Origin of the sequence: Paracoccus sp. J55 (assembly GCF_000513975.1) — a bacterium.
In the GTDB taxonomy this organism is placed as follows: domain Bacteria; phylum Pseudomonadota; class Alphaproteobacteria; order Rhodobacterales; family Rhodobacteraceae; genus Paracoccus.
The window spans coordinates 204,820-224,129 of record NZ_AZVA01000005.1; the positions used below are offsets into that span (position 1 = coordinate 204,820).

17 protein-coding genes are annotated in these 19,310 nt (G+C 68.9%); 14 read left to right on the forward strand and 3 right to left on the reverse strand.

What is annotated here, in order from left to right; all coding sequences use genetic code 11:
* Positions 1 to 7: 7 nt before the first annotated feature.
* The 4 genes from PARJ55_RS0107380 to PARJ55_RS0107395 all read left to right on the forward strand — a co-directional run bounded on the left by PARJ55_RS0107380 (position 8) and on the right by PARJ55_RS0107395 (position 4,665).
* Entirely contained in the window at positions 8 to 1,006 is a 999-nt protein-coding gene (locus tag PARJ55_RS0107380) for an ABC transporter ATP-binding protein (protein ID WP_028712453.1), read from the forward strand.
* Positions 1,007 to 1,074: 68 nt separating this feature from the next.
* Positions 1,075 to 2,538 (forward strand): mannitol dehydrogenase family protein, encoded by a 1,464-nt coding sequence (locus PARJ55_RS0107385; RefSeq protein ID WP_028712454.1) that lies wholly within the window; start codon positions 1,075 to 1,077, stop codon positions 2,536 to 2,538.
* 3 nt (positions 2,539 to 2,541) lie between these two features.
* Positions 2,542 to 3,198: an HAD-IA family hydrolase gene (locus tag PARJ55_RS0107390; protein ID WP_028712455.1), complete on the forward strand. Its 657-nt coding sequence runs from the start codon at positions 2,542 to 2,544 to the stop codon at positions 3,196 to 3,198.
* A gap of 15 nt (positions 3,199 to 3,213) precedes the next feature.
* Positions 3,214 to 4,665: an FGGY-family carbohydrate kinase gene (locus PARJ55_RS0107395; RefSeq protein ID WP_028712456.1), complete on the forward strand. Its 1,452-nt coding sequence runs from the start codon at positions 3,214 to 3,216 to the stop codon at positions 4,663 to 4,665.
* Here PARJ55_RS0107395 and PARJ55_RS0107400 read toward each other — a convergent pair.
* Complete coding sequence (locus tag PARJ55_RS0107400; RefSeq protein WP_028712457.1) at positions 4,654 to 5,586, reverse strand: sugar-binding transcriptional regulator; 933 nt, start codon at positions 5,584 to 5,586, stop codon at positions 4,654 to 4,656. The genes PARJ55_RS0107395 and PARJ55_RS0107400 overlap by 12 nt on opposite strands.
* 192 nt (positions 5,587 to 5,778) lie before the next feature.
* Here PARJ55_RS0107400 and PARJ55_RS0107405 point away from each other — a divergent pair, with 192 nt between their 5' ends.
* The 3 genes from PARJ55_RS0107405 to PARJ55_RS0107415 all read left to right on the forward strand — a co-directional run bounded on the left by PARJ55_RS0107405 (position 5,779) and on the right by PARJ55_RS0107415 (position 7,803).
* Positions 5,779 to 6,354, forward strand: a complete 576-nt coding sequence (locus tag PARJ55_RS0107405) for a LysE family translocator (RefSeq protein WP_028712458.1) — start codon at positions 5,779 to 5,781, stop codon at positions 6,352 to 6,354.
* 241 nt (positions 6,355 to 6,595) lie between these two features.
* Positions 6,596 to 7,330 carry a cytochrome c oxidase assembly protein gene (locus PARJ55_RS0107410; protein WP_028712459.1) on the forward strand — a complete coding sequence of 245 codons (735 nt, stop codon included), beginning with the start codon at positions 6,596 to 6,598 and terminating at the stop codon, positions 7,328 to 7,330.
* An 8-nt stretch (positions 7,331 to 7,338) separates the two neighbouring features.
* Positions 7,339 to 7,803: a CopD family protein gene (locus PARJ55_RS0107415; protein WP_232215676.1), complete on the forward strand. Its 465-nt coding sequence runs from the start codon at positions 7,339 to 7,341 to the stop codon at positions 7,801 to 7,803.
* Here the strand turns inward: PARJ55_RS0107415 and PARJ55_RS21580 are convergent.
* The gene (locus PARJ55_RS21580; RefSeq protein WP_051416181.1) at positions 7,770 to 8,318 is read right to left on the reverse strand and encodes a DUF2231 domain-containing protein; all 549 of its coding nucleotides are present in this window, start codon (positions 8,316 to 8,318) and stop codon (positions 7,770 to 7,772) included. The two genes, PARJ55_RS0107415 and PARJ55_RS21580, sit on opposite strands and share 34 nt — an antisense overlap.
* A 75-nt stretch (positions 8,319 to 8,393) precedes the next feature.
* Between PARJ55_RS21580 and PARJ55_RS0107425 the strand changes: the two genes are divergently transcribed.
* The 6 genes from PARJ55_RS0107425 to PARJ55_RS0107455 all read left to right on the forward strand — a co-directional run bounded on the left by PARJ55_RS0107425 (position 8,394) and on the right by PARJ55_RS0107455 (position 18,376).
* The gene (locus PARJ55_RS0107425; RefSeq protein ID WP_036698012.1) at positions 8,394 to 9,041 is read left to right on the forward strand and encodes a cytochrome c oxidase subunit II; all 648 of its coding nucleotides are present in this window, start codon (positions 8,394 to 8,396) and stop codon (positions 9,039 to 9,041) included.
* Positions 9,038 to 11,503: a cytochrome c oxidase subunit I gene (gene ctaD, locus PARJ55_RS0107430; RefSeq protein ID WP_028712462.1), complete on the forward strand. Its 2,466-nt coding sequence runs from the start codon at positions 9,038 to 9,040 to the stop codon at positions 11,501 to 11,503. Before PARJ55_RS0107425 ends, ctaD begins: the two co-directional genes overlap by 4 nt.
* Complete coding sequence (locus PARJ55_RS0107435) at positions 11,500 to 11,808, forward strand: hypothetical protein (protein ID WP_028712463.1); 309 nt, start codon at positions 11,500 to 11,502, stop codon at positions 11,806 to 11,808. The genes ctaD and PARJ55_RS0107435 overlap by 4 nt, the downstream gene beginning before the upstream one ends.
* Positions 11,809 to 12,076: 268 nt before the next feature.
* Positions 12,077 to 14,341: an acyl-CoA dehydrogenase gene (locus PARJ55_RS0107440; RefSeq protein ID WP_028712464.1), complete on the forward strand. Its 2,265-nt coding sequence runs from the start codon at positions 12,077 to 12,079 to the stop codon at positions 14,339 to 14,341.
* A 428-nt stretch (positions 14,342 to 14,769) separates the two neighbouring features.
* Positions 14,770 to 17,316 (forward strand): NAD-dependent epimerase/dehydratase family protein, encoded by a 2,547-nt coding sequence (locus PARJ55_RS0107450; RefSeq protein ID WP_028712466.1) that lies wholly within the window; start codon positions 14,770 to 14,772, stop codon positions 17,314 to 17,316.
* Positions 17,309 to 18,376 (forward strand): sodium:calcium antiporter, encoded by a 1,068-nt coding sequence (locus PARJ55_RS0107455; RefSeq protein ID WP_198019325.1) that lies wholly within the window; start codon positions 17,309 to 17,311, stop codon positions 18,374 to 18,376. Before PARJ55_RS0107450 ends, PARJ55_RS0107455 begins: the two co-directional genes overlap by 8 nt.
* 234 nt (positions 18,377 to 18,610) lie before the next feature.
* On the opposite strand, the gene PARJ55_RS0107460 is transcribed toward PARJ55_RS0107455, so the two are convergent.
* Positions 18,611 to 19,048 (reverse strand): CBS domain-containing protein, encoded by a 438-nt coding sequence (locus PARJ55_RS0107460; protein WP_028712468.1) that lies wholly within the window; start codon positions 19,046 to 19,048, stop codon positions 18,611 to 18,613.
* A 148-nt stretch (positions 19,049 to 19,196) separates the two neighbouring features.
* Between PARJ55_RS0107460 and PARJ55_RS23275 the strand changes: the two genes are divergently transcribed.
* On the forward strand, positions 19,197 to 19,310 hold a 114-nt coding region (locus PARJ55_RS23275; protein ID WP_156929442.1), incomplete at its 3' end, for a helix-turn-helix domain-containing protein.

Sequence of the window (19,310 nt, forward strand, 5' to 3'; positions counted from 1 at the left end):
GGGAATGATGGGTAGCATCACGCTTCAACAGGTCCGCAAGACCTTCGGCGAGGTCGAGGTCATTCCGGGCGTCGATCTGGAGATCAGCGACGGCGAATTCGTGGTCTTCGTCGGCCCTTCGGGCTGCGGCAAGTCCACGCTTCTGCGGCTGATCGCCGGGCTTGAGGATGTGACCTCGGGCCGGATCGTCATCGACGGGCAGGACGTGACCCAGGCGGCGCCGGCCAAGCGCAAGCTGGCCATGGTGTTCCAGTCCTATGCGCTTTACCCGCATATGTCGGTCAGGAAGAACATCGCCTTTCCGCTGAAGATGGCGGGCATGGCGGCGGACGAGCAGGAGCGGCGCGTCCAGCACGCGGCCGGAATCCTGAACCTGACCGACTATCTGGACCGCCGTCCGGGCCAGCTGTCCGGTGGCCAGCGCCAGCGCGTTGCCATCGGCCGCGCCATCGTGCGCGAGCCCTCGGCCTTTCTGTTCGACGAGCCCTTGTCGAACCTCGACGCGGCCTTGCGGGTGAACATGCGGGTCGAGATTTCCGAGCTGCACAAGAAGCTGGCGACGACGATGATCTATGTCACCCATGACCAGGTCGAGGCGATGACCATGGCCGACAAGATCGTCGTGCTGCGCGCCGGCCGGGTCGAGCAGGTGGGTTCGCCGCTCGAACTTTACCGCCAGCCCGCGAACCGCTTCGTGGCGGGCTTCATCGGCAGCCCGAACATGAATTTCATCGAGGGCGAGGCCGCCGCCGCCATGGGGGCTCATGCCATCGGCGTGCGCCCCGAGCATTTCACCATGTCCACCACCGGCGGCCAGTTCGCCGGCACCGTGGGCGTGGCCGAGCATCTGGGCTCGGACACCTTCCTGCATATCGAGCTGGACGGCGGCACCCCCATCGTCGCGCGGGCGGCGGGCGAGTTCCCGGTGGATCACGGCGACCGCATCTGGCTGACCCCGCAGGACGGCCGGGTCTATCGCTTCGACCAGCAGGGGCTGGCGCTGTAAGCGCGCCGCCCCTATCGGGGCCGCGCCCGCGGCTTCGTTCCTGCATGACAGAACCGGGATGAATTCGGATGGACAGGCTTTCCAACCAGACCCTAGACCGCCTCGGCCAGCCGGTGCCGGGCTATGACCGCGCCGCCCTGCGCCCCGGCATCCTGCATTTCGGCGTCGGGAATTTCTTCCGCGCCCATCAGGCCGCCTATCTGGACCGGCTGATGAACATGGGGCTGGCGCAGGACTTCGCCATCATCGGCGCCGGCGTCATGCCGGGGGACGTGCGGATGCGCGACACGCTGGCGGCGCAGGACTATCTTTACACGCTGGTCGAGCAATCGGCCGAACGCTCGGATGCCCGCGTTCTGGGGCCGATCGTGGACTATATCGCGCCGGGCGATCCCGCGCGGGTCATCGCCGCGCTGGCCGATCCGGCGATCCGCATCGTGGCGCTGACCATCACCGAGGGCGGCTATTTCATCGATGCCGCCACCGGGCATTTCGACCCGGCCCATCCCGCCATCGCGGCGGATGCGCAAAATCCCGACGCGCCGCGGACCGTGTTCGGGCTGATCGTCGCGGGGCTGAAGGCGCGGCGGGCGGCGGGCCATGCGCCCTTCACCGTCATGTGCTGCGACAACATCCCGCATAACGGCAAGATCACCTGCGAGGCGGTGGCCGAAACCGCGCGGCTCTCGGACCCGGAACTGGCCCGGTGGATCACGGCGCATGTCGCCTTCCCGAACGCCATGGTGGACCGCATCACCCCCGCCACCAGCGACCGCGAACGCCGCATGGTGCGCGAGGATTTCGGCATCGCCGACGACGCCCCGGTCTTCTGCGAGGATTTCATCCAATGGGTGCTCGAAGATAACTTCCCCGCCGGCCGCCCGCCGCTTGAGAAGGCCGGCGTCGAATTCGTCGCCGACGTGACGCCCTGGGAACTGATGAAGATCCGCATCCTCAACGGCGGCCATGCGGTGATCGCCTATCCGGCCGGGATGCTGGACATCCATTTCGTGCATGAGGCGATGGCCGACGCTCAGGTCCGCGCCTTCCTGGAAAAGGTCGAGGCGGACGAGATCATCCCCGCCGTGCCGCCGGTGCCCGGCACCGACCTTGGCGCCTATTTCGCCAAGGTGGCCGAACGCTGCGCCAATCCCAAGATCGGCGATACGGTGCGCAGGCTTTGCCTCGACGGTTCGAACCGGCAGCCGAAGTTCATCGTGCCGACCATCGCCCACCGGCTGGAGCGCGACCTGCCCGTGGACGGGCTGGCGCTGGAATCGGCGCTGTGGTGCCGCTATTGCGCCGGAACTACGGACAGCGGCGCGGCCATCGAGCCGAACGATCCGAACTGGGACCACCTGACGCAGGTGGCGCAGGCGGCGAAGTCCGATCCCTCGGCCTGGCTGGACATGGCCGAGATCTATGGCGCGACCGGCCGCGATCCGCGCTTTGCCGAACCCTTCGCGCGCTGGCTGGCCATGCTGTGGGACAGGGGCACGCGCGCGACGCTCGACGCCTATCTCAAGGGCTAGGCGGTGGTGCGCGGGCTGATCTTCGATTGCGACGGGGTGCTGGTCGATTCCGAGCCCCTCGCCGCAGTCGAGATCGAGGCGCTGCTGCAAAGGCTGGGCGCGCCGATCACCCGCGCCCGCATCTATGACGAATTCCTGGGCCGCTCCTTCTCGACCATCGTCGAGGCGGCGCGGGGGCAGGGCGTCGATCTGGGCCCGGCGCTGCCCGGCTATGCCGAGGCGCTGGCCCTGCGCTTTCGCCGCGAGCTGCGCCCGGTGCCGGGCATGGCCGAGGCGGTCGCGGGGCTTTCCGGGCCGCGCGCCGTGGCCTCATCCAGCGCGCCGGACCGGCTGCGGCTGTCCCTGTCGCTGACCGGGCTGGCGCCGCTCTTCGGGCCGCATGTCTATTCCGCGACACAGGTGGCGCGCGGCAAGCCCGAGCCCGACCTGTTCCTGTTCGCCGCCCGGCATCTGGGCATCGCACCGGCCGATTGCGTGGTGATCGAGGACAGCCCGGCCGGCCTGCGCGCCGCCCGCGCGGCAGGCATGCGGGTGATCGGCTTTCTGGGCGGCAGCCATGCCGCACCCGCCCGGCTGGCCGAAAAGCTGGCGGCGCTGGCCCCCGACGCGCTGATTGACCACGCCCGGGATTTGCCCAAGACTTTGGCCGAGCTGGGCTAGGGAAGGGGAATCGGCGTGCTGATCGGGGCCGTGGATGTGGGCTCGGCCCGGGCGCGAGCGGGGCTTTTCACCCTCGACGGCCGGCTGATCGCCCGCGCAAGCCGGGGTTTCGCCACCATCGCGGGGCCCGACCGGCAGGCCATGCACGATTTCGCCGAGATCTGGCGGGCCGTGGCCGAGGCCCTGGCCGAGGCGCGGCGTCAGGCCGGCGCCAGCCCCGCGCAGGTCGGGGCGCTGGCCTTCGATGCCACCTGCTCGCTGGCGGTCGAGGCGCCGGGCTTTGCCCCGGACGTGATCGCCTGGCACGACCATCGCGCCGTGGCCGAGGCGGGCGAACTCAGCCGCATCCCGCATGAGATCGTCGCGCGGGCCGGCGGCTCGGTCTCGCCCGAGATGCAGACGCCGAAGCTGATGTGGCTCAAGCGCCATCGGCCCGAGGTCTGGGCGGTTCTGGCCGGGGTGCGCGACCTTTGCGACCAGCTGGCCTTTCGCGCCACCGGCATCGAGGCGCGCTCGCTTTGCGCGACGGCGGCGAAATGGCCCTGGCTGCCGGATCGCGGCGGCTGGCAGGCGGACCTGCTGGAACAGGCCGGGATCGCCGATTTCCCGCGCCCGGGGCCGGTCCTGCCGCCCGGCGCGCGCATCGGCCCGCTTTCCTTGCAGGGCGCGGCCGAGCTGGGGCTGGAGCCCCAGACGCTGGTCGCTGCCGGGCTGATCGACGCCTTTGCCGGGGCGCTCGGCGCGGCGCCGGACATGCCGGCGCTGATCGCCGGCACCTCGAACTGCGTGATGGCGACCGGGCTGGCGCCGCGCCCCGCGCTTTGGGGGCCCTATCCCGGCGCCATCCTGCCCGGCGAAAGCGTCAGCGAAGGCGGCCAGTCCGCGACCGGCGCGCTGCTGGAGCGGGTGCGCGGGCTCTATCCGCAGCCGGTCAGCCACGACGCGATCCTGGCCCGCATCGCCGCCGATCCCGAGCCGGAGCCCGGCCTGCATGTCCTGCCCGACATCAAGGGCAGCCGCACGCCCTTCGCCGATCCGCTGATGCGCGGCGCGATCCACGGCCTGACGCTGGAACGCAGCGCGCAGGCGCTGGATGCGCTTTACTGGCGCGCGGCGGTGGGCATCGCGCTGGGAACGCGGCAGGTCATCGCGCATATGGGGTTGGCGCCCGCGGCGCTGGCCATGGCCGGCGGGCAGGCGCGCTCGGCCCTGCTGCGCCAGCTTTATGCCGATGCGACCGGGGCCGAGATCCACTGGCAGCCCGAGGACGCGGTGCTGCGCGGCACCGCCATCGCCGCCGCCGCGCCGCTCATGGGCGGGATCCGCGCGGCGCGCGCCCGTTTCGCAAGACCGGTCGAGATCACCCGCCCCGATCCGCAGGCCCGGGCGCGGCGCGAGCGGGACTGGCGCATCTTCCTGCGCATGCAAGAGCAGCGCGCCGAAATCGCCGCGATGTCAGCCCTCTAGCAGCGCCGCGCCGGTCGCGGCATCGGTGATCAGCCCGCTGATCAGCCCGCCCTGCAGCGCGCCGCGGATCGCCGGCACCTTTTCCGCGCCATGGGCGGCGCCGATTACCAGCGTCGTCTCGCGCGGCGGGATCGGGGCCGAGGCCACCCGGTCGTTGCTGAGCCCCGCCACCAGCGCGCCCCGGGCGTCATAGGCCCAGCCGGTGATCTCGCCCACCGCGCCGGCCGCGACCAGCGCGTCCAGATCGGGCTGGGACAGGAACCCGTCCAGCATCAGCGGCGCGCCTTCGCCCAGCGTGCCGATGCCGACGAAGGCCACCGCCGCCTCGGCCGACATGCGGATCAGCCGCTCGATGCTGGGCTGGCTGTTGACCGCCTGCCGCTCGCGCATGCTGGGGGCGATGACGGGCAGGGGCAGGGGAAAGCTGCGGGCGCTGACCAGGTCGGAGAGCGTGAACAGCACGTTGTAATAGGCGGTCGAGCCGTCCGGCGCGATATTGCCGGTCAGCGAGACGATGCGGTGCTGCGGGCAGTCGATATGCGGCAATTGCGCGATGGCGCTGCGCAGCGTGCGGCCGGTGCCGATCGCCATGGTCATCGGATCGGGCCGCCGCAGCCATTGCTCGATCACATCGGCCAGCATCAGCGCCACCCCGACCTCGGGCGCGTCCGAGGGCGCGATCTGGCAGAATTCCAGCCCGTATTTCCGCTGCAATTCGACGGCAAGGTCCATGCAATGGGCGAAGGGATGGTCGATGCGGATCTTGACGATGCCCTCGGCCATGGCCTGCGCGACCAGGCGCTGCGCGGTCTGGCGCGAGACGCCCATGATGCCGGCGATCTCGTCCTGGGTCTTGCCCGCGACATAGGAAAGCCATGCCGCCTTGGCTGCCTGTTCCAGTTTCCGGCCCTGGTTCGACATCGGTTGCGGTTCCCGTCCTGCGCCTGCCCGGGATGCGTTCCCCCGATCCCGTGTCTAGCTTGCCGGCGGACCGGCTGTCCAGCACCCCCGCCCCGCCGGAAAAGCCGCGCGCCGATGATCCATGTCAATTTCAGGGCCGGCCGATCCGGCGTAAACCGCCGGGGCTGGACAGACCTGCCGGGGATTCGCGCGATGAGCGTCATGGCCTTCCTTTCCGCCGTCCTGGCGCTGCTGATCGCGCCCGGGCCGACGAATACGCTGATGGGCCTTGCCGGGGCGCAGAAGGGGCTGCGCGCCGTGCTGCGCCTGATGCCGGCAGAGCTGCTGGGCTATCTGGCCGCCATCCTGCCGCTGGCCTGGCTCGGCGCCGGGCTGCTGGAACGCTGGCCGGCGGCGGCGGTGGGGCTGAAGCTCGTGGCGGCGCTCTGGGTCATGCTGCTGGCCGTCCGCCTGTGGGGGCGAGGCGGCGAGGATGGCGCGGGCGACGAGGTGACGGCGCGGCGGGTCTGGCTGACCACGGTGCTGAACCCCAAGGCGCTGATCTTCGGCCTGGTGCTGCTGCCGGCGCCCGCGGATCCGGGCTTTGCGCCAAGGCTGGCACTGTTCTGCGCCATGGTGGTCGCGGCGGCGCTGCTCTGGGGTTCGGCGGGGACGCTGACCCGGATCGGGGATCGCGGTCTCGGCCGGCTGCGCGTGGTGCAGCGCCTGGCCTCGGCCTGGCTGGCGGCAGTCTCGGTCACGCTGATCGCGGGAGTGATCGCGGCGTGACGCCCGCTGCGGCCGGGCCGGGAAGCTGTCGGGCAAGGGCCGGTGCGATCGGGCCGCCGGCCTGATGTATACCTCATGCGCCGCCGCGACCGGAGCTGACGGCCGCGGAAGCGCGAGGAGGCCGAGGGCCGATCCGGCTGATGCGCATGCGGGGCGGATGAAACCGCAGCCCCCTTTGCCGGTTGTCACTGGACAGATGCTTCACCGCAACCGGACAGAGATCGCCGCGAGGAGGGCGCCCATGGACAGCGAGCAGGCGCAAATCGGCACCTCCTATTGCGGGCCCACGCCCGAACCCGGAGGGCTCTGGAGCAGCTGGAACCTCGATCCGGTCCTGATCGCGGCATTGTTGTTGTCGCTGGTCTGGGGGCTGCGGCACGCGGAGGCAAGGACTCTTTTCCTAGCCGGCTGGACGGGTCTGGTTCTCGCCTTCGTTTCGCCGCTCTGCGCCCTGACCACGGCGCTTTTCTCCGCGCGGGCGGTTCATCACCTGCTGCTGGTCGGGCTGGCCGCGCCTGCGCTTGCCGCCGGCCTGCCGTTTCGCCGGGTTCCGGCCGCGGCAGGTTTTGCCGTCACGGGCCTCGCCCTGGTCATCTGGCATGTGCCGGCCGCCTATTCGGCGGCGTGGAACAGCGCGGCCCTCTACTGGCTGATGCAGGCCGCGCTGTTCGTTCCGGCCTGGGCCTTCTGGTCCGCGGTGTTCCTTCCCGGAGACCGAAGCGCCGAGGCTCTGCTTGTCCATGCCTTGCTGGTGGGGGCGCTGGCCGGGACGATGGGGCTGATCGGCGCGGTGCTGGCCTTTTCGGACCGCGTTCTCTATCCCCAGCATCTCGCCGGCAGCTGGGCTTGGGGGGTGGAGGCCCTTGCCGATCAGCAGGCGGCGGGGCTGGTCATGTGGGTGCCGGGTCTGGTGCCGCTGGCGCTGGTCGCGGCGCTGATGCTGCGGCGGGTCTGGCGGCTGGGCGCGGCGGCATGATCGCGGCGGTGAAATTCATCCATTTCGTCGGGCTTGCCTGCTGGTGCGCGGCGCTGATCGCGCTTCCCCTGCTGATGCATGCCCATGGCGGGATGCGCGACCAGCGGCAGTTCGCGCGGTTCCGCCTGGTGACCGATGTCAGCTACATCGCCTTCGCCACGCCCGCCGCGCTGATCGCCATCGCGGCGGGAACCGCGCTGGTCTTCCTTGCCCGGGTCTTCGAGCCCTGGCTTCTGGCGAAGCTGGCCTTCGTCGCGGCCATGGTGCTGGTCCATGTCTGGCTTGGCCATCTGATCCAGCGCTCGGGCGAGCAGCCGGGCCGCGCGCGGCCGGCCCATCCGCTGGTCGGGCTGGCGCTGGCGCTGCCGCTGATCGGCGTGGTGCTGGCGCTGGTTCTGACCAAGCCCGACCTTTCGGCGCTGACGGCCCTGATCCCGGATCAGTTCCTCGTTCCCCGCGGAGCGGCCCCATGATCCTGTTCCGGTCCTCCCTGCGTGCCCAGCCCGTAATCGAAGACCAGCTTGCCCCCGTGCCAGCCGGTCATGCCGGTCATGCCCGCAGCGAGAAGCGAGGTCAGCACGCCCCAGGGCAGGACCGCCGCGACCGGATCGTCCAGCCGGATCGCCCAGTTGGCGCCCAGAACCGAGAGCAGCATGACCGCCAGGACGAAATGGGTCCAGCTTGCCGCGCGGATGCGGATGCCGGGCACCAGCAGCAGCTCGGCCGTGCCCGCGAGCCCGGCAAGCAGCCCCATGAGGAAACCCACGCCCGACGCCCAGAGCGCGGTCCGGGGCCAGAACGGGTCGCCCGTCCACCAATAGAGCGCATCGGCGCCCAGCGTGCAGATGCACAGCGCGATCGGAAAGGTCACCAGCATGGCATGGATCGGATGCCCGGCGATGGCGATGCGGGATTCCGTCAGGTGGAAGCTGCGGTGTTCGTGAATCGGATCCCTGAACCTGCGGCGGGGCCGCCTGCGTCTCGCCATGCCCGGACCTTCCCTGCTGCCTGCCGGGACCGGGCGGCGCCCGCATCCCCTGTGCCGCAACCGGCGGCGGCGCTGATGGTTCCTTTTCTGGCGGGTTGCGAGGGCCCCTTGTCCAGCCTTGCGCCCGCCGGGCCGGCGGCGGCGCAGATCGCGGTTCTGTGGTGGGCGATGCTGGCCGGGGCGGTGCTGATCACGCTGATGGTGCTGGCGCTTGTCTGGCGCGGTTTCGCCGCGCCGCCGCATCCTCGGCCCGGCGAAAGCTTCTGGATCCACGGCATGGGGCTGGGTTTTTCGCTGGCGGTGCTGGCGGCGGTGGTGGGCGCCGGCATCTGGGTGGGCGAAAGGCTGCAGGCCCGGCCGGACCCCGAGGCGATCCGGGTCGAGGCCATCGCCCGGCAATGGGACTGGCGCTTCCGCCAGCCGGGGCCTGACGGGCGCATGGTCGAAACGCGCGGCCAGCTGCATATCCCCGCCGGGCGTCCGGTCGATGTGGTGATCCGGTCCGAGGACGTGATCCACAGCTTCTGGGTGCCGCGCCTTGCCGGCAAGATGGATGCGCTGCCCGGACGGGACAACCTGCTGCGGATCCAGGCGGATGCGCCGGGCCTCTATCACGGCACTTCGGCCGAGTTTTCCGGGACCGGCTATGCCGGGATGCGCTTCGAGGTGCTGGTCTGGCCGCCGGACGATCCGCCCGATCTGACCGCGGAGGAGTCCGAATGATCCCGCCGCGCCCCAATCCGCCGCAGAACGCGCTGCGCCTTCATCGCGAGCTGGACCGGGTCTGGGGCCGGCCGCCGGGGTTGCGGGGCTTCCTGTCTTCGGTGAACCACAGCGAGCTGGGGTTGCGGTTCATGATCGCCGCCTTCGTGTTCTTCGCCGTCGCCGGGATGCTGGCGATGCTGATCCGCACCCAGCTTGCGACGCCGGGGGGCGCGTTCCTCGATACCGCGCATTACAACCAGATATTCACCATGCATGGCAGCATCATGATGTTCCTCTTTGCCATTCCCATGCTGGAGGGGCTGGGGATGTATCTGCTGCCCAAGATGCTGGGCGCGCGCGACCTGGCCTTTCCGCGCCTGTCGGCCTTTGGCTGGTGGTGCTATCTCTTCGGGGGCGCGATCATCCTGCTGGCGCTGCTGGCCAGGGTGGCGCCGGATGGCGGCTGGTTCATGTATACGCCGCTGTCGTCGAAGACCTACAGCCCCGGCATCAATGCCGATGTCTGGCTCCTGGGCATCACCTTCGTCGAAGTCTCGGCGGTGGCGGCGGCGGTCGAGATCATCGTGACGGTCCTGCGGATGCGCGCGCCGGGCATGCGGCTGACCGACATGCCGCTGATGGCCTGGTACATGCTGGGCACGGCGGCGATGATGCTGGTGGGCTTTCCGCCGCTGATCCTCGGCTCGGTGCTGCTGGAGATCGAGCGCGCCTTCGGCTGGCCGTTCTTCGACGTGGCGCGCGGCGGCGATCCGCTGCTGTGGCAGCACCTGTTCTGGCTGTTCGGCCATCCCGAGGTCTATATCATCTTCCTGCCGGCGGCGGGGGCGATTTCCACGATCCTGCCGGTGATGTGCCGCACGCGGATCATGGGCTACGGCGCCATCGTCGCGGCCGTCCTGGGGCTGGTGTTCCTGTCCTTCGGCCTGTGGGTGCATCACATGTTCGCCGTGGGCATCCCGCATATGGCGCTGGCCTTCTTCTCGGCCGCATCGGCGCTGGTCGCGGTGCCGACCGCGGTGCAGATCTTCGCCTGGATCGGGACGATGTGGCAGGGGCGGCCGCAGATGCGGCTGCCGATGCTGCACCTGATGGGCTTCTTCTCGACCTTCGTCATGGGCGGGCTGACCGGGGTGATGCTGGCCATCGTGCCCTTCAACTGGCAGGCGCATGATACGGCCTTCGTCACCGCGCATCTGCATTACGTGCTGATCGGCGGCTTCGTCTTTCCGATGATGGCGGCCGCGGTCTACTGGCTGCCGCTGTTCAGCGGCTGCGCGCGGGTGAAGGGGGTGGGCGAGGCCGCCTTCTGGCTGATCCTGATCGGCTTTCACGGCACCTTCCTGATCATGCACCTGACCGGCCTTCTGGGCATGCCGCGCCGGATCGACGCCTATCCCGACAATCCCGAATGGATCCTTCCCAACCTCGTCAGCTCGCTGTTCGGCTTCGTCATGGCAATGGGCTTTGCCCTGTTCCTGCTGGACCTGCTGCTTCAGGTCGTTTTCGGGTCGCGCGCGCGCCGCGATCCCTGGGAAGCGGGCACGCTGGAATGGGCCATGCCGATGCCGGCGCCCAGCTACAACATCGCCTCGCTGCCCTTGCCCGGGCAGACCGCGCTGGACCTGGCGCGCGGCGAAGGGATGTTGCCCGGCGCGCCGCGGGACCGCCGCGAAACGCTGGTGGTCGAGGCCCTGGGCGGCGCGCCGCGACATGTGGCGGTGCTGCCGGGGAACACCCTCCTGCCGGTGGTCACGGCGGCGGTGATCGGGGGCTTCGTGCTGCTGATGCTGTTTGGCTTCTACCGTCCCGCCGCGGTCGCGCTGGCCGCCATCGCGCTGACCGCCTGGCAGTGGCAGGGGTTCATGGGCTGCCGCCGCGACGCCGGCCCGGTCGAGGTCTCTCCCGGACTGCGCCTGCCGCCGAACTGGGCGGTAGAGGACGGTCTGGCCCGGACCGGGCTGGTCTGCCTTCTGATCGCCAACGGCACGCTGTTTGCCTGCTTTCTTTTCGCGGTGGGGTTCCTGTCGGTGATCGCGCCGAACTGGCCCGCGCCGGAAAGCGGCCCGGGCACGGCGCGGGCGGCGATCCCGGCGGGGCTGCTGCTTCTGTCGCTGCTCGCCGCCTCGGCCCTGGCGCGGCTGTCGCTGGCGCGGGGGGCGTCAGCTGCCCTGTTGGCTCTGGGGGCGGCGCTGGCTGCCGCCGGGCTGCTTGCGGCCGGGCTGGACGATCCGACCCGCCATGCCCGGGATGCTCTGCGGGCGGCGGGGCTGGGCTATGTCGTGCTTCATGTCGGGATCGCGCTGATGCTTGCCTTGCTGTGCCTCGTGCAGCGCCGGGACGGCCGGATCGCGCCGGGCCGGGTTTCCGCCTGGCCCGTCTGGCGCATCTGGCAGGACTACACCCTGGCGACCACCGCCGTCCTGACGGGCCTGGTTGCCGCGCAGGAGGTGCTGTCATGACCTGGCCCCTGCGCGCCTTGCTGGGTCCGATGCTCTGGGCGGCGGCATTTTCGGCGATCTATGCCGTTCACGGGCTGGGCTGTGCGCTGGACTGGCCCGCCCGTCCCGCCCCGGTTGGCGACCTGCACCGCTTCGCCCTGATCTCGCTGTGGTTGGCATCGCTCATGGGCGGGGCGCTGATCCTCTGGCGGATGCCGAAAGCCGGGGACGCAGGCGGCAGGATCGCCCGCGCGGGCGGCTGGATCGGTTTCCTGGCCATCCTGCTAACGCTGTTTCCGGTTCTGGGCCTGACGACCTGCGGCTAGGCAGGGAAGAGCGATCCGCGCCCAGCCCCCGAGGTCGCCGCAAGAGGCGGCCGGACAAAGGGGGCGAGATTTCGCCTTTGCGGCAGTTGCAACCGCATTCGAGCCGGATCCGCAGGCGGCCCGCGCCAGGCGCCGACCCTTCGACCCCGATCATCGCAGGCCCGCAGGTCCTGGGCCTGACATCCGGGACGGCACACCAAGCTGTGACGACGCTCAAGGAACCAATCCGAACGAAGGCGCATTACCCGGAAAGGCATCCGAGCGCATCATGGGTTTACGCAAGCTTCGAAAGGATTACCTGACCAAGCCTGTCTTCCGATGGGCCAGCGCCGCCATGCCGCCCATTTCGGAGACGGAACGCGAAGCGATCGATGCCGGCACCGTCTGGTGGGACGGCGCGCTGTTTTCGGGCAATCCGGACTGGAAGGCGCTTCTGGCGATGCCTCCGGCGAGGCTGACAGAGCGCGAACAGGCCTTCATGGACGGGCCCGTGCGCGAACTCTGCGCGATGGTCGACGACTGGAAGATCGCCTGGCAGGATCGCGACTTGCCGCCCGAGGTCTGGCGCTTCATGCGCGAGCAGAAATTCTTCGGGATGATCATCCCCGAGAAATATGGCGGGCTTGGCTTTTCGAACGCGATGCATTCCGAGGTGGTTCGAACGGTGTCCACCGCAAGCGTGGTGGCCGGCTTCACCGTCATGGTGCCGAACTCGCTCGGCCCCGGCGAGTTGCTTTTGCATTTCGGCACCGAGGAGCAGAAGGATTACTGGCTCCCGCGGCTGGCCGACGGCCGCGAAATCCCCTGTTTCGGCCTTACGTCCGAGGATGCGGGCTCCGACGCGGCGGCGATGACGGATACCGGCGTCGTCGAGCATGGGGATATCGACGGCGAGCGGACGCTGGGCATCAGGCTCGACTTCCACAAGCGCTATATCACGCTCGGCCCGGTGGCGACGGTGATGGGTCTCGCCTTCAAGCTTCGGGACCCCGACAACCTGCTGGGCGAGGGGGTGGAGCGCGGCATTACCGTGGCGCTGATCCCGACCGCGACGCCGGGCGTCAGCCACGGCGAACGCCATATGCCCCAGTTCACGCATTTCCAGAACGGGCCGCTTCACGGCAAGGACGTCTTCATTCCGCTGGACTGGATCCTTGGCGGCAGGAAGCAGATCGGCCAGGGGTGGAAGATGCTGATGACGGCGCTTGCCGCCGGCCGCGGCATCTCGCTGCCGTCGCAATCGGCGGGATCGGCGGCGATATGCGCGCGCGTCACCGGCGCCTATGCCCGCATCCGGCGGCAGTTCAACCTTCCCATCGGCGATTTCGAGGGCGTGCGCGAACATCTTGCCGACCTTGCCGCCAATGCCTACCTGATCGACGCCGCGCGCCGTCTGACGGTCGCGGCGCTTGATGAAGGCCATCGGCCCTCCGTGATCTCGGCGATCATGAAATATCACGCGACCGAGCGCATGCGGCAATCGGTCGAGAAGGCCATGGATATCCATGGCGGCAAGACGATCATCGACGGGCCGAGGAACTATCTCGGCGGGCAGCACCGCTCGGTGCCGATCGGCATCACCGTCGAGGGGGCGAATATCCTGACCCGCAACCTGATGATCTTCGGCCAGGGCGCGATCCGGTCGCATCCCTACATGCTCGACGAGATGACGGCGCTGTCGGAGGCCGACAAGGCCGCCGGCCTCGACGCCTTCGACCGCAGCTTCTGGGCCCATGCGGGCCATGCCCTCCGCACCGTCTTCCGCACCTGGGGGCGGGGCTGGACCGGCGGCCGCATCGCACCTGCGCCCGACGGTGCCGCGCTGCCGCATCATTGGCGCCGGCTGTCCCGACTGTCCGCCGCTTTCGCGCTGCTTTCCGACATGGCGCTGCTGACGCTGGGCGGGGCGCTCAAGCGCAAGGAGATGCTGTCGGCGCGCATGGGCGACATCCTGGCCGAGCTTTACCTGCTCGGCGCGGTGCTGAAGCGATACGAGGACGAGGGCCGGCAGGAGGAGGACCTGCCGATCGTCGATTACGTCATGCTGACGGGGACCGACCGCATCGCCGCCGCCTTCGACGGCGTGCTGGCCAACCTGCCTGCACGCTGGGCGGCGTGGCTCGTGCGCTTTCTCGCATTCCCCTTGGGCGTTCCTCGTGCCCATCCGCCCGACAGGCTGGCCGATCAGGTGGCCGCGATCCTGCTGGAGCCGACGGCCCAACGCGAGCGGCTGACGCCGAACCTCTATCTGGGCGAAGGCCGGGACGGTCATCCGGTCCGGGATCTGGAGGAAGCCTTCCACCTGGTCGCCGCCAGCGCCCCGATCGAGAAGAAGATGCGCGAGGCAAAGCTCCGCGATCCCGAACAGGCGCACCGCCGCGGCCTGATCAGCGACGACGAGCTTGCCCATATCCGGGCCGCCGAGGCTGCGACCGCGCGCGTGATTGCCGTCGATGGCTTTGCGATGGAGGACATCTCGCCGCTGGCGAGTCAGCATCGTCGGGGCAAGAAGCTGCACGAGGCCGCGGAATAATGGCTGTGCAGCCGCCAGAACGCGCGGCGAGGCGGCAGGCACGCGATGCAGGAAAGATCGAACGCGCCTGGCGGCTGCCCGAACGGCCCGGACGCGGGTCCCGGCCGCCTGCGCGAGGCGCGCAACCGCGGCGGCGGCGGGNCGTTCCCCTTCGGAACGGATTTCACGCCCGGGGAACGAAAACTGCTCCCGGCGCTTTCGTTCCTGAAGGAGAGGACCGCCACGCGGCGGGGGACGGCCTCGGCCGCCCTCTCGGCGATGGCCGCAGGCGCACGGCGCACGGATCGCAGGGAAGAACTCGCCCGGATGCAGCTTGGCAGGGCGAACGGCTTTCGGGAGATGATCTGCAGGCGCCTGCTGACATGGGCGCTGGAACAAGCCAGCTCGGGGGATGCGTTGCGCTGAGCGTCCTTTTCGGGAGGATGACGATGCCAAATGACGAATCGAACCGCCCGACGGTCCTGATCACCGGAAGCTCGGGGTTTCTGGGAGAGGCCATCGCCAGGGGCCTGCGCGACCGCTATCGCATCATCGGCCTTGACGTCGCGCAACCGAAGCACCCGATCCAGGGCGTGGAGACGGTCGAGATCGACCTCACCTCGGACGAAAGCGTCGAGGGCGCCGTGCGGCAGGCGGCCAGCAAAGCCGGCGGGCCCATCGCCTCGGTCATCCATCTGGCCGCCTATTACGACACGACCGGCGAGGACAATCCCAAATACGACGCCGTGACGGTGCAGGGCACGCGCCGGCTGCTTCAGGCGCTGAAGGCGGTGGGCGCCGAGCAGTTCGTCTTTTCCAGCACCCTGCTGGTGCATGCGCCGAGCCCCGGCAAGGGCGTGCGCATCGACGAGGATTCCCCGCTGGATCCGCCCTGGGCCTATCCCCAGTCGAAGGCCGATACCGAAGAGCTGATCGCCCGCGAGCGCGGCGACGTCAGGACGGTGATCCTGCGGCTCGCGGGCGTCTACGACGAGGACTGCCGGGCCGCTTTCGTCGCCCAGCAGATCGCCCGCATCTTCGAGCGGTTGCCGACGGCCTATCTTTTCACCGGCGATCTGACTGCGGGCCAGCCCTATCTTCACAAGGACGACCTGGTCGACGCGATCATGCGCACCGTGGATCGTCGCGCCGCGCTTCCCGAAGAAACGGTCATGCTGATCGGCGAGGAGGAGACGCCGTCCTACGAGGAGATGCAGAAGCGCATAGGCCGGCTGATCCATAACGAGGAGTGGCGCACGCTCAGCCTGCCCAAGGGCATGACCAAGGCCGGCGCCTGGGTCCAGACCGAGGTTCTGGACGAGGAAACCGACATCAAGCCGTGGATGATCGAAAACTCCGACGATCACTACGAGATCGACATCTCGCGCGCCCGCTCGCTGCTTGGATGGGCGCCCAGGCACAGCCTGACCGGAACGCTGCCCGAGATGATCCGCAGGCTCAAGCAGGACCCCACCGACTGGTATGAAAAGAACAAGCTCGACCCGTCCGCGGTCGCCGCGTCGCAGCCGGAACTGGATCAGGCCAAGGAACGCCTTCGGCAGCCGCTCGAGCGCAGCCTTGATCAGGTCGAGGAGGCCGTCGAGCGGCATCGCTTCTGGACACTCTGGGCGCCGATGGCGAATGCGGCGCTGGGCCTGTGGCTGATGGCCGCGCCGATGACGCTCGGGCTCTTCGATCCGGTCTCGGCGACGTTGCCGCCCGCGCTCGGCCACGAGATCGCCGAACCGCAGGTCCGGAACATGCGGCTCGGCATCAGCGAAATCCTGTCCGGCCTGCTCATCGCGGTTCTGGCGCTGGCGGGCATGGCGCGCCGCCGCCGCTGGNTGCAATGGGCCACCGCCGCCGTCGGGCTATGGGTGATGTTCGCGCCGCTGGTGTTCTGGACCACCAGCGCGGCCGCCTATGGTCTCGACACGCTGGTCGGCATGCTGGTGGTGGCCTTCGCGGTGATGATTCCGCCGACGCCCGGCATCAGCCGCCGGGCGCTGGCGGCCGATGATGACCGGCCGCTGGGCTGGAGCTATTCGCCCTCATCCTTCACGCAGCGCATTCCTATCGTGGTGCTGGCCTTGGTCGGGCTTTTCGTCTCCCGCTATCTCGCCGCCTACCAGATGGGCCATATAGACGGGCTGTGGGATCCGTTCTTCGGCCCGGCAGAGACCTCGGCCCGCAACGGCAGCGAGGCGGTCGTGACCTCCTGGGTGTCGAAAGGATTTCCCATCGCCGACGCCGGGCTCGGCGCCTTCGCCTACGCCGTCGACATCCTGGCCGGGGCCATCGGCGACCGGCGCCGCTGGCGCACCATGCCGTGGATAGTCTTCCTGTTCGGCCTGCTGATCATCCCGCTCGGCGTGGTCAGCGTGTCCTTCATCATCATCCAGCCGCCGCTGATCGGCGCGCTTTGCACGCTCTGCATCATCCAGGCGGCCGTCACGGTCGTCCTCATTCCCTACTCGGTCGACGAGGTGCTGGCGACAGCCCAGTATCTCTGGCGTGCCAAGCGGGCGGGCGAGCCGTTCTGGCGCACTTTCTGGAAGGGGGGCCCGGCGCTGTCCGAGAACCAGACGCCCGAGCCCGATCTGAACCGTTCCGCAGGCGCGTTCCTGAAGGATTTCGTGTTCGGCGGCGTGACCTTCCCCTGGACGCTCGCCGCCAGCGCGGCGCTCGGCGTCGTGCTGATGGCGACGCCCCTGATCTTCGGAACGCAGCCTCCGCTCTATTTCAGCGACCATGTCGTCGGCTGCCTCGTCGTCATGGTGGCTGTCACGGCCATGGCCGAAGTGGTGCGCGCGGTGCGTTTCCTCAATGTTGCGCTCGGCGCCTGGATCTGCGCCTCGCCGTTCCTGCTGGGCGGCGGGTCGGGCGCCGCGACCGCTGCCGAGATCGCGATGGGCATCGCCTTGATCGGGCTGAGCCTGCCGCGCGGCGCGCGCAGCGACGAGCATTACGGCGGTTGGGACCGGGCAATTGTCTGAACTGCTCGATTTCAGCGGCCGCTCCGTCTGGTTCAATGTCACGCTGTTTGCCGCGGCGGCCGCGATCGTCTGGATCGCCGGAACCCGCATGGTCCGGCTGGTCGATCGCCTGGCCGACCGGACCGGAATGGGAAAGGGCTTTGCGGGAATGCTTCTGCTTGGCGGCATCGTCTCGCTGACAGAGATATCGACCGTCTCGACTGCCGCCTTCACCGGAAGCCCGCTGCTGGCGCTCAACAACCTTCTCGGCAGCGAGTCGATCAATCTCTTTCTGCTTGCCGCCGTCGATCCGCTGACCGGCCGCGAGGCGCTGACCTCCTTCATCGCCAAGCCCGCGATGCTGTTCCAGGGAACGATGGGCATCGTTCTTCTGGCCTTCACGGCCCTGGCCATGGCCGTCGGCGACGTCCTGGTCTTCGGGGTCGGCCTTTGGTCGTCGGCGCTTTTCCTGCTCTGCCTGGGGGCGTTGTGGATGTCCGCCCGCTACGAGCATCGCAAGGTCTGGACCGTCCAGGACCAGACCGAAAAACCGGGCGACGAATCCGGGGACGACGGTGGGCCGGATCGCGACAAGCATCGCCAGGAAAGCCTCGGGCCTCTCTGTCTCAAGCTGACGGCCCTGGCGGGGGTCATCCTTCTCGCCGGCCTGTTTCTTTCCCTGACCGGGGACGCGCTGGCCGAGCAGACCGGCCTCGGCGCCAGCTTCGTGGGATTCCTGCTGGTCGGCATCTCGACCTCGCTGCCGGAGCTGAGCACCATCACCGCCGCGCTGCGCATGAAGCGCCATGAAATGGCGGTCGGCGACATCCTGGGCTCCAATGTCTTCAACCTGCTTCTCGTCTTTCTCACCGATGTCCTTTATGTCGGCGGGCCGGTGTTGAATCAGGTAGGGCGGTTCGAGATCGTCGCCAGCCTGCTGGCGATCGTCATGACAGGCATCCTGCTGCTCGGCCTGCTGGAACGGAGAGACAAGACCGTCCTCGGCATGGGTTACGATTCGGCCGCGATGCTTGCGGTCTTTCTCGGCGGCGTCGCGATCCTCTACGGCTTCGGGGGCTGAACAGCGGCTGGCCCCCGGCCGCGAGGTCTCCTTGGCTGTTCCCCTGGCTTGCACCTGTGAGCGACCGGCTGATTGCCATCCGGCTGCGACCGGCCGGTGCAAGGCCGACTTTGGCCTTGGAGGCAAGCAGGGGGCCAGCCTGCGCCTGCATTGCGGGGCCACTCGCCGGGAGCTTGCGGGAGGGTCGCTGACCGACAGGAGGCCAAGGCCGCAAGGGTCCGCCCTGAATGTGTGCTATTGCGCGGTTTGCGAATGCTCGCCGCCCGGCTCCGAGATGTCGCTCAAAGCCTCGCCGGCTTCCGCCACCTCGCCGTTCCTCGCGAGGTCGCCCAGAGAGATGATCCCGACCAGCCGCTTGTCACGATTGAGAACGGGCAGGCGCCGCACCTGCAAGTCTCCCATATTCTCCAGGACTTGCTCGACTTCTTCATCCTCGAAGCAATATCTGACCTCCGAGCTCATGACCTCGCGCACCTTTGTGTCAGGCCCTTTCCCCATCGCGACGCCGCGGATTACGATATCGCGATCCGTGATCATGCCGACCAGCCGGTCATCGTCGCCCACGGGCATCGCCCCGGCGTCGATCTGCCCCATCATCTGCGCTATCTCGCGAATGGTCTGTTCAGGATTGGCGATTCTCACTTCCGCCGTCATGCAGTCGCTGACTTTCATGGCAACCTCCCATCAGTTGCAAGCTCGGTGAGAACGGCGGTGAGAAATTCGTCCACGGTAGCGGTGGCTTGGTGCTGCTGCGGGCGGCGTAAAAGTCGTCCACCTATTCCCTTTCTGCGGCGGCAGGGAGGGCGTGAGGATTTACAGCGTGGACCTATATCTGAGAGTTCGCCAGGCTTGCGCGGAAGGCATGAGCCAGCGGGAAGCGGCGCGGGTGTTCAACATCTCGCGTGACACGGTTGCGAAGATGATGACCTTCTCG

Coding starts and splice junctions, on each gene's coding strand:
- PARJ55_RS0107380 (WP_028712453.1), top strand. CDS start 8: ATGGGTAGCATCACGCTTCAACAGGTCCGCAAGACCTTCGGCGAGGTC.
- PARJ55_RS0107385 (WP_028712454.1), top strand. CDS start 1,075: ATGGACAGGCTTTCCAACCAGACCCTAGACCGCCTCGGCCAGCCGGTG.
- PARJ55_RS0107400 (WP_028712457.1), bottom strand. CDS start 5,586: ATGTCGAACCAGGGCCGGAAACTGGAACAGGCAGCCAAGGCGGCATGG.
- PARJ55_RS0107405 (WP_028712458.1), top strand. CDS start 5,779: ATGAGCGTCATGGCCTTCCTTTCCGCCGTCCTGGCGCTGCTGATCGCG.
- PARJ55_RS0107410 (WP_028712459.1), top strand. CDS start 6,596: ATGGACAGCGAGCAGGCGCAAATCGGCACCTCCTATTGCGGGCCCACG.
- PARJ55_RS21580 (WP_051416181.1), bottom strand. CDS start 8,318: ATGGCGAGACGCAGGCGGCCCCGCCGCAGGTTCAGGGATCCGATTCAC.
- PARJ55_RS0107425 (WP_036698012.1), top strand. CDS start 8,394: ATGGTTCCTTTTCTGGCGGGTTGCGAGGGCCCCTTGTCCAGCCTTGCG.
- ctaD (WP_028712462.1), top strand. CDS start 9,038: ATGATCCCGCCGCGCCCCAATCCGCCGCAGAACGCGCTGCGCCTTCAT.
- PARJ55_RS0107435 (WP_028712463.1), top strand. CDS start 11,500: ATGACCTGGCCCCTGCGCGCCTTGCTGGGTCCGATGCTCTGGGCGGCG.
- PARJ55_RS0107440 (WP_028712464.1), top strand. CDS start 12,077: ATGGGTTTACGCAAGCTTCGAAAGGATTACCTGACCAAGCCTGTCTTC.
- PARJ55_RS0107460 (WP_028712468.1), bottom strand. CDS start 19,048: ATGAAAGTCAGCGACTGCATGACGGCGGAAGTGAGAATCGCCAATCCT.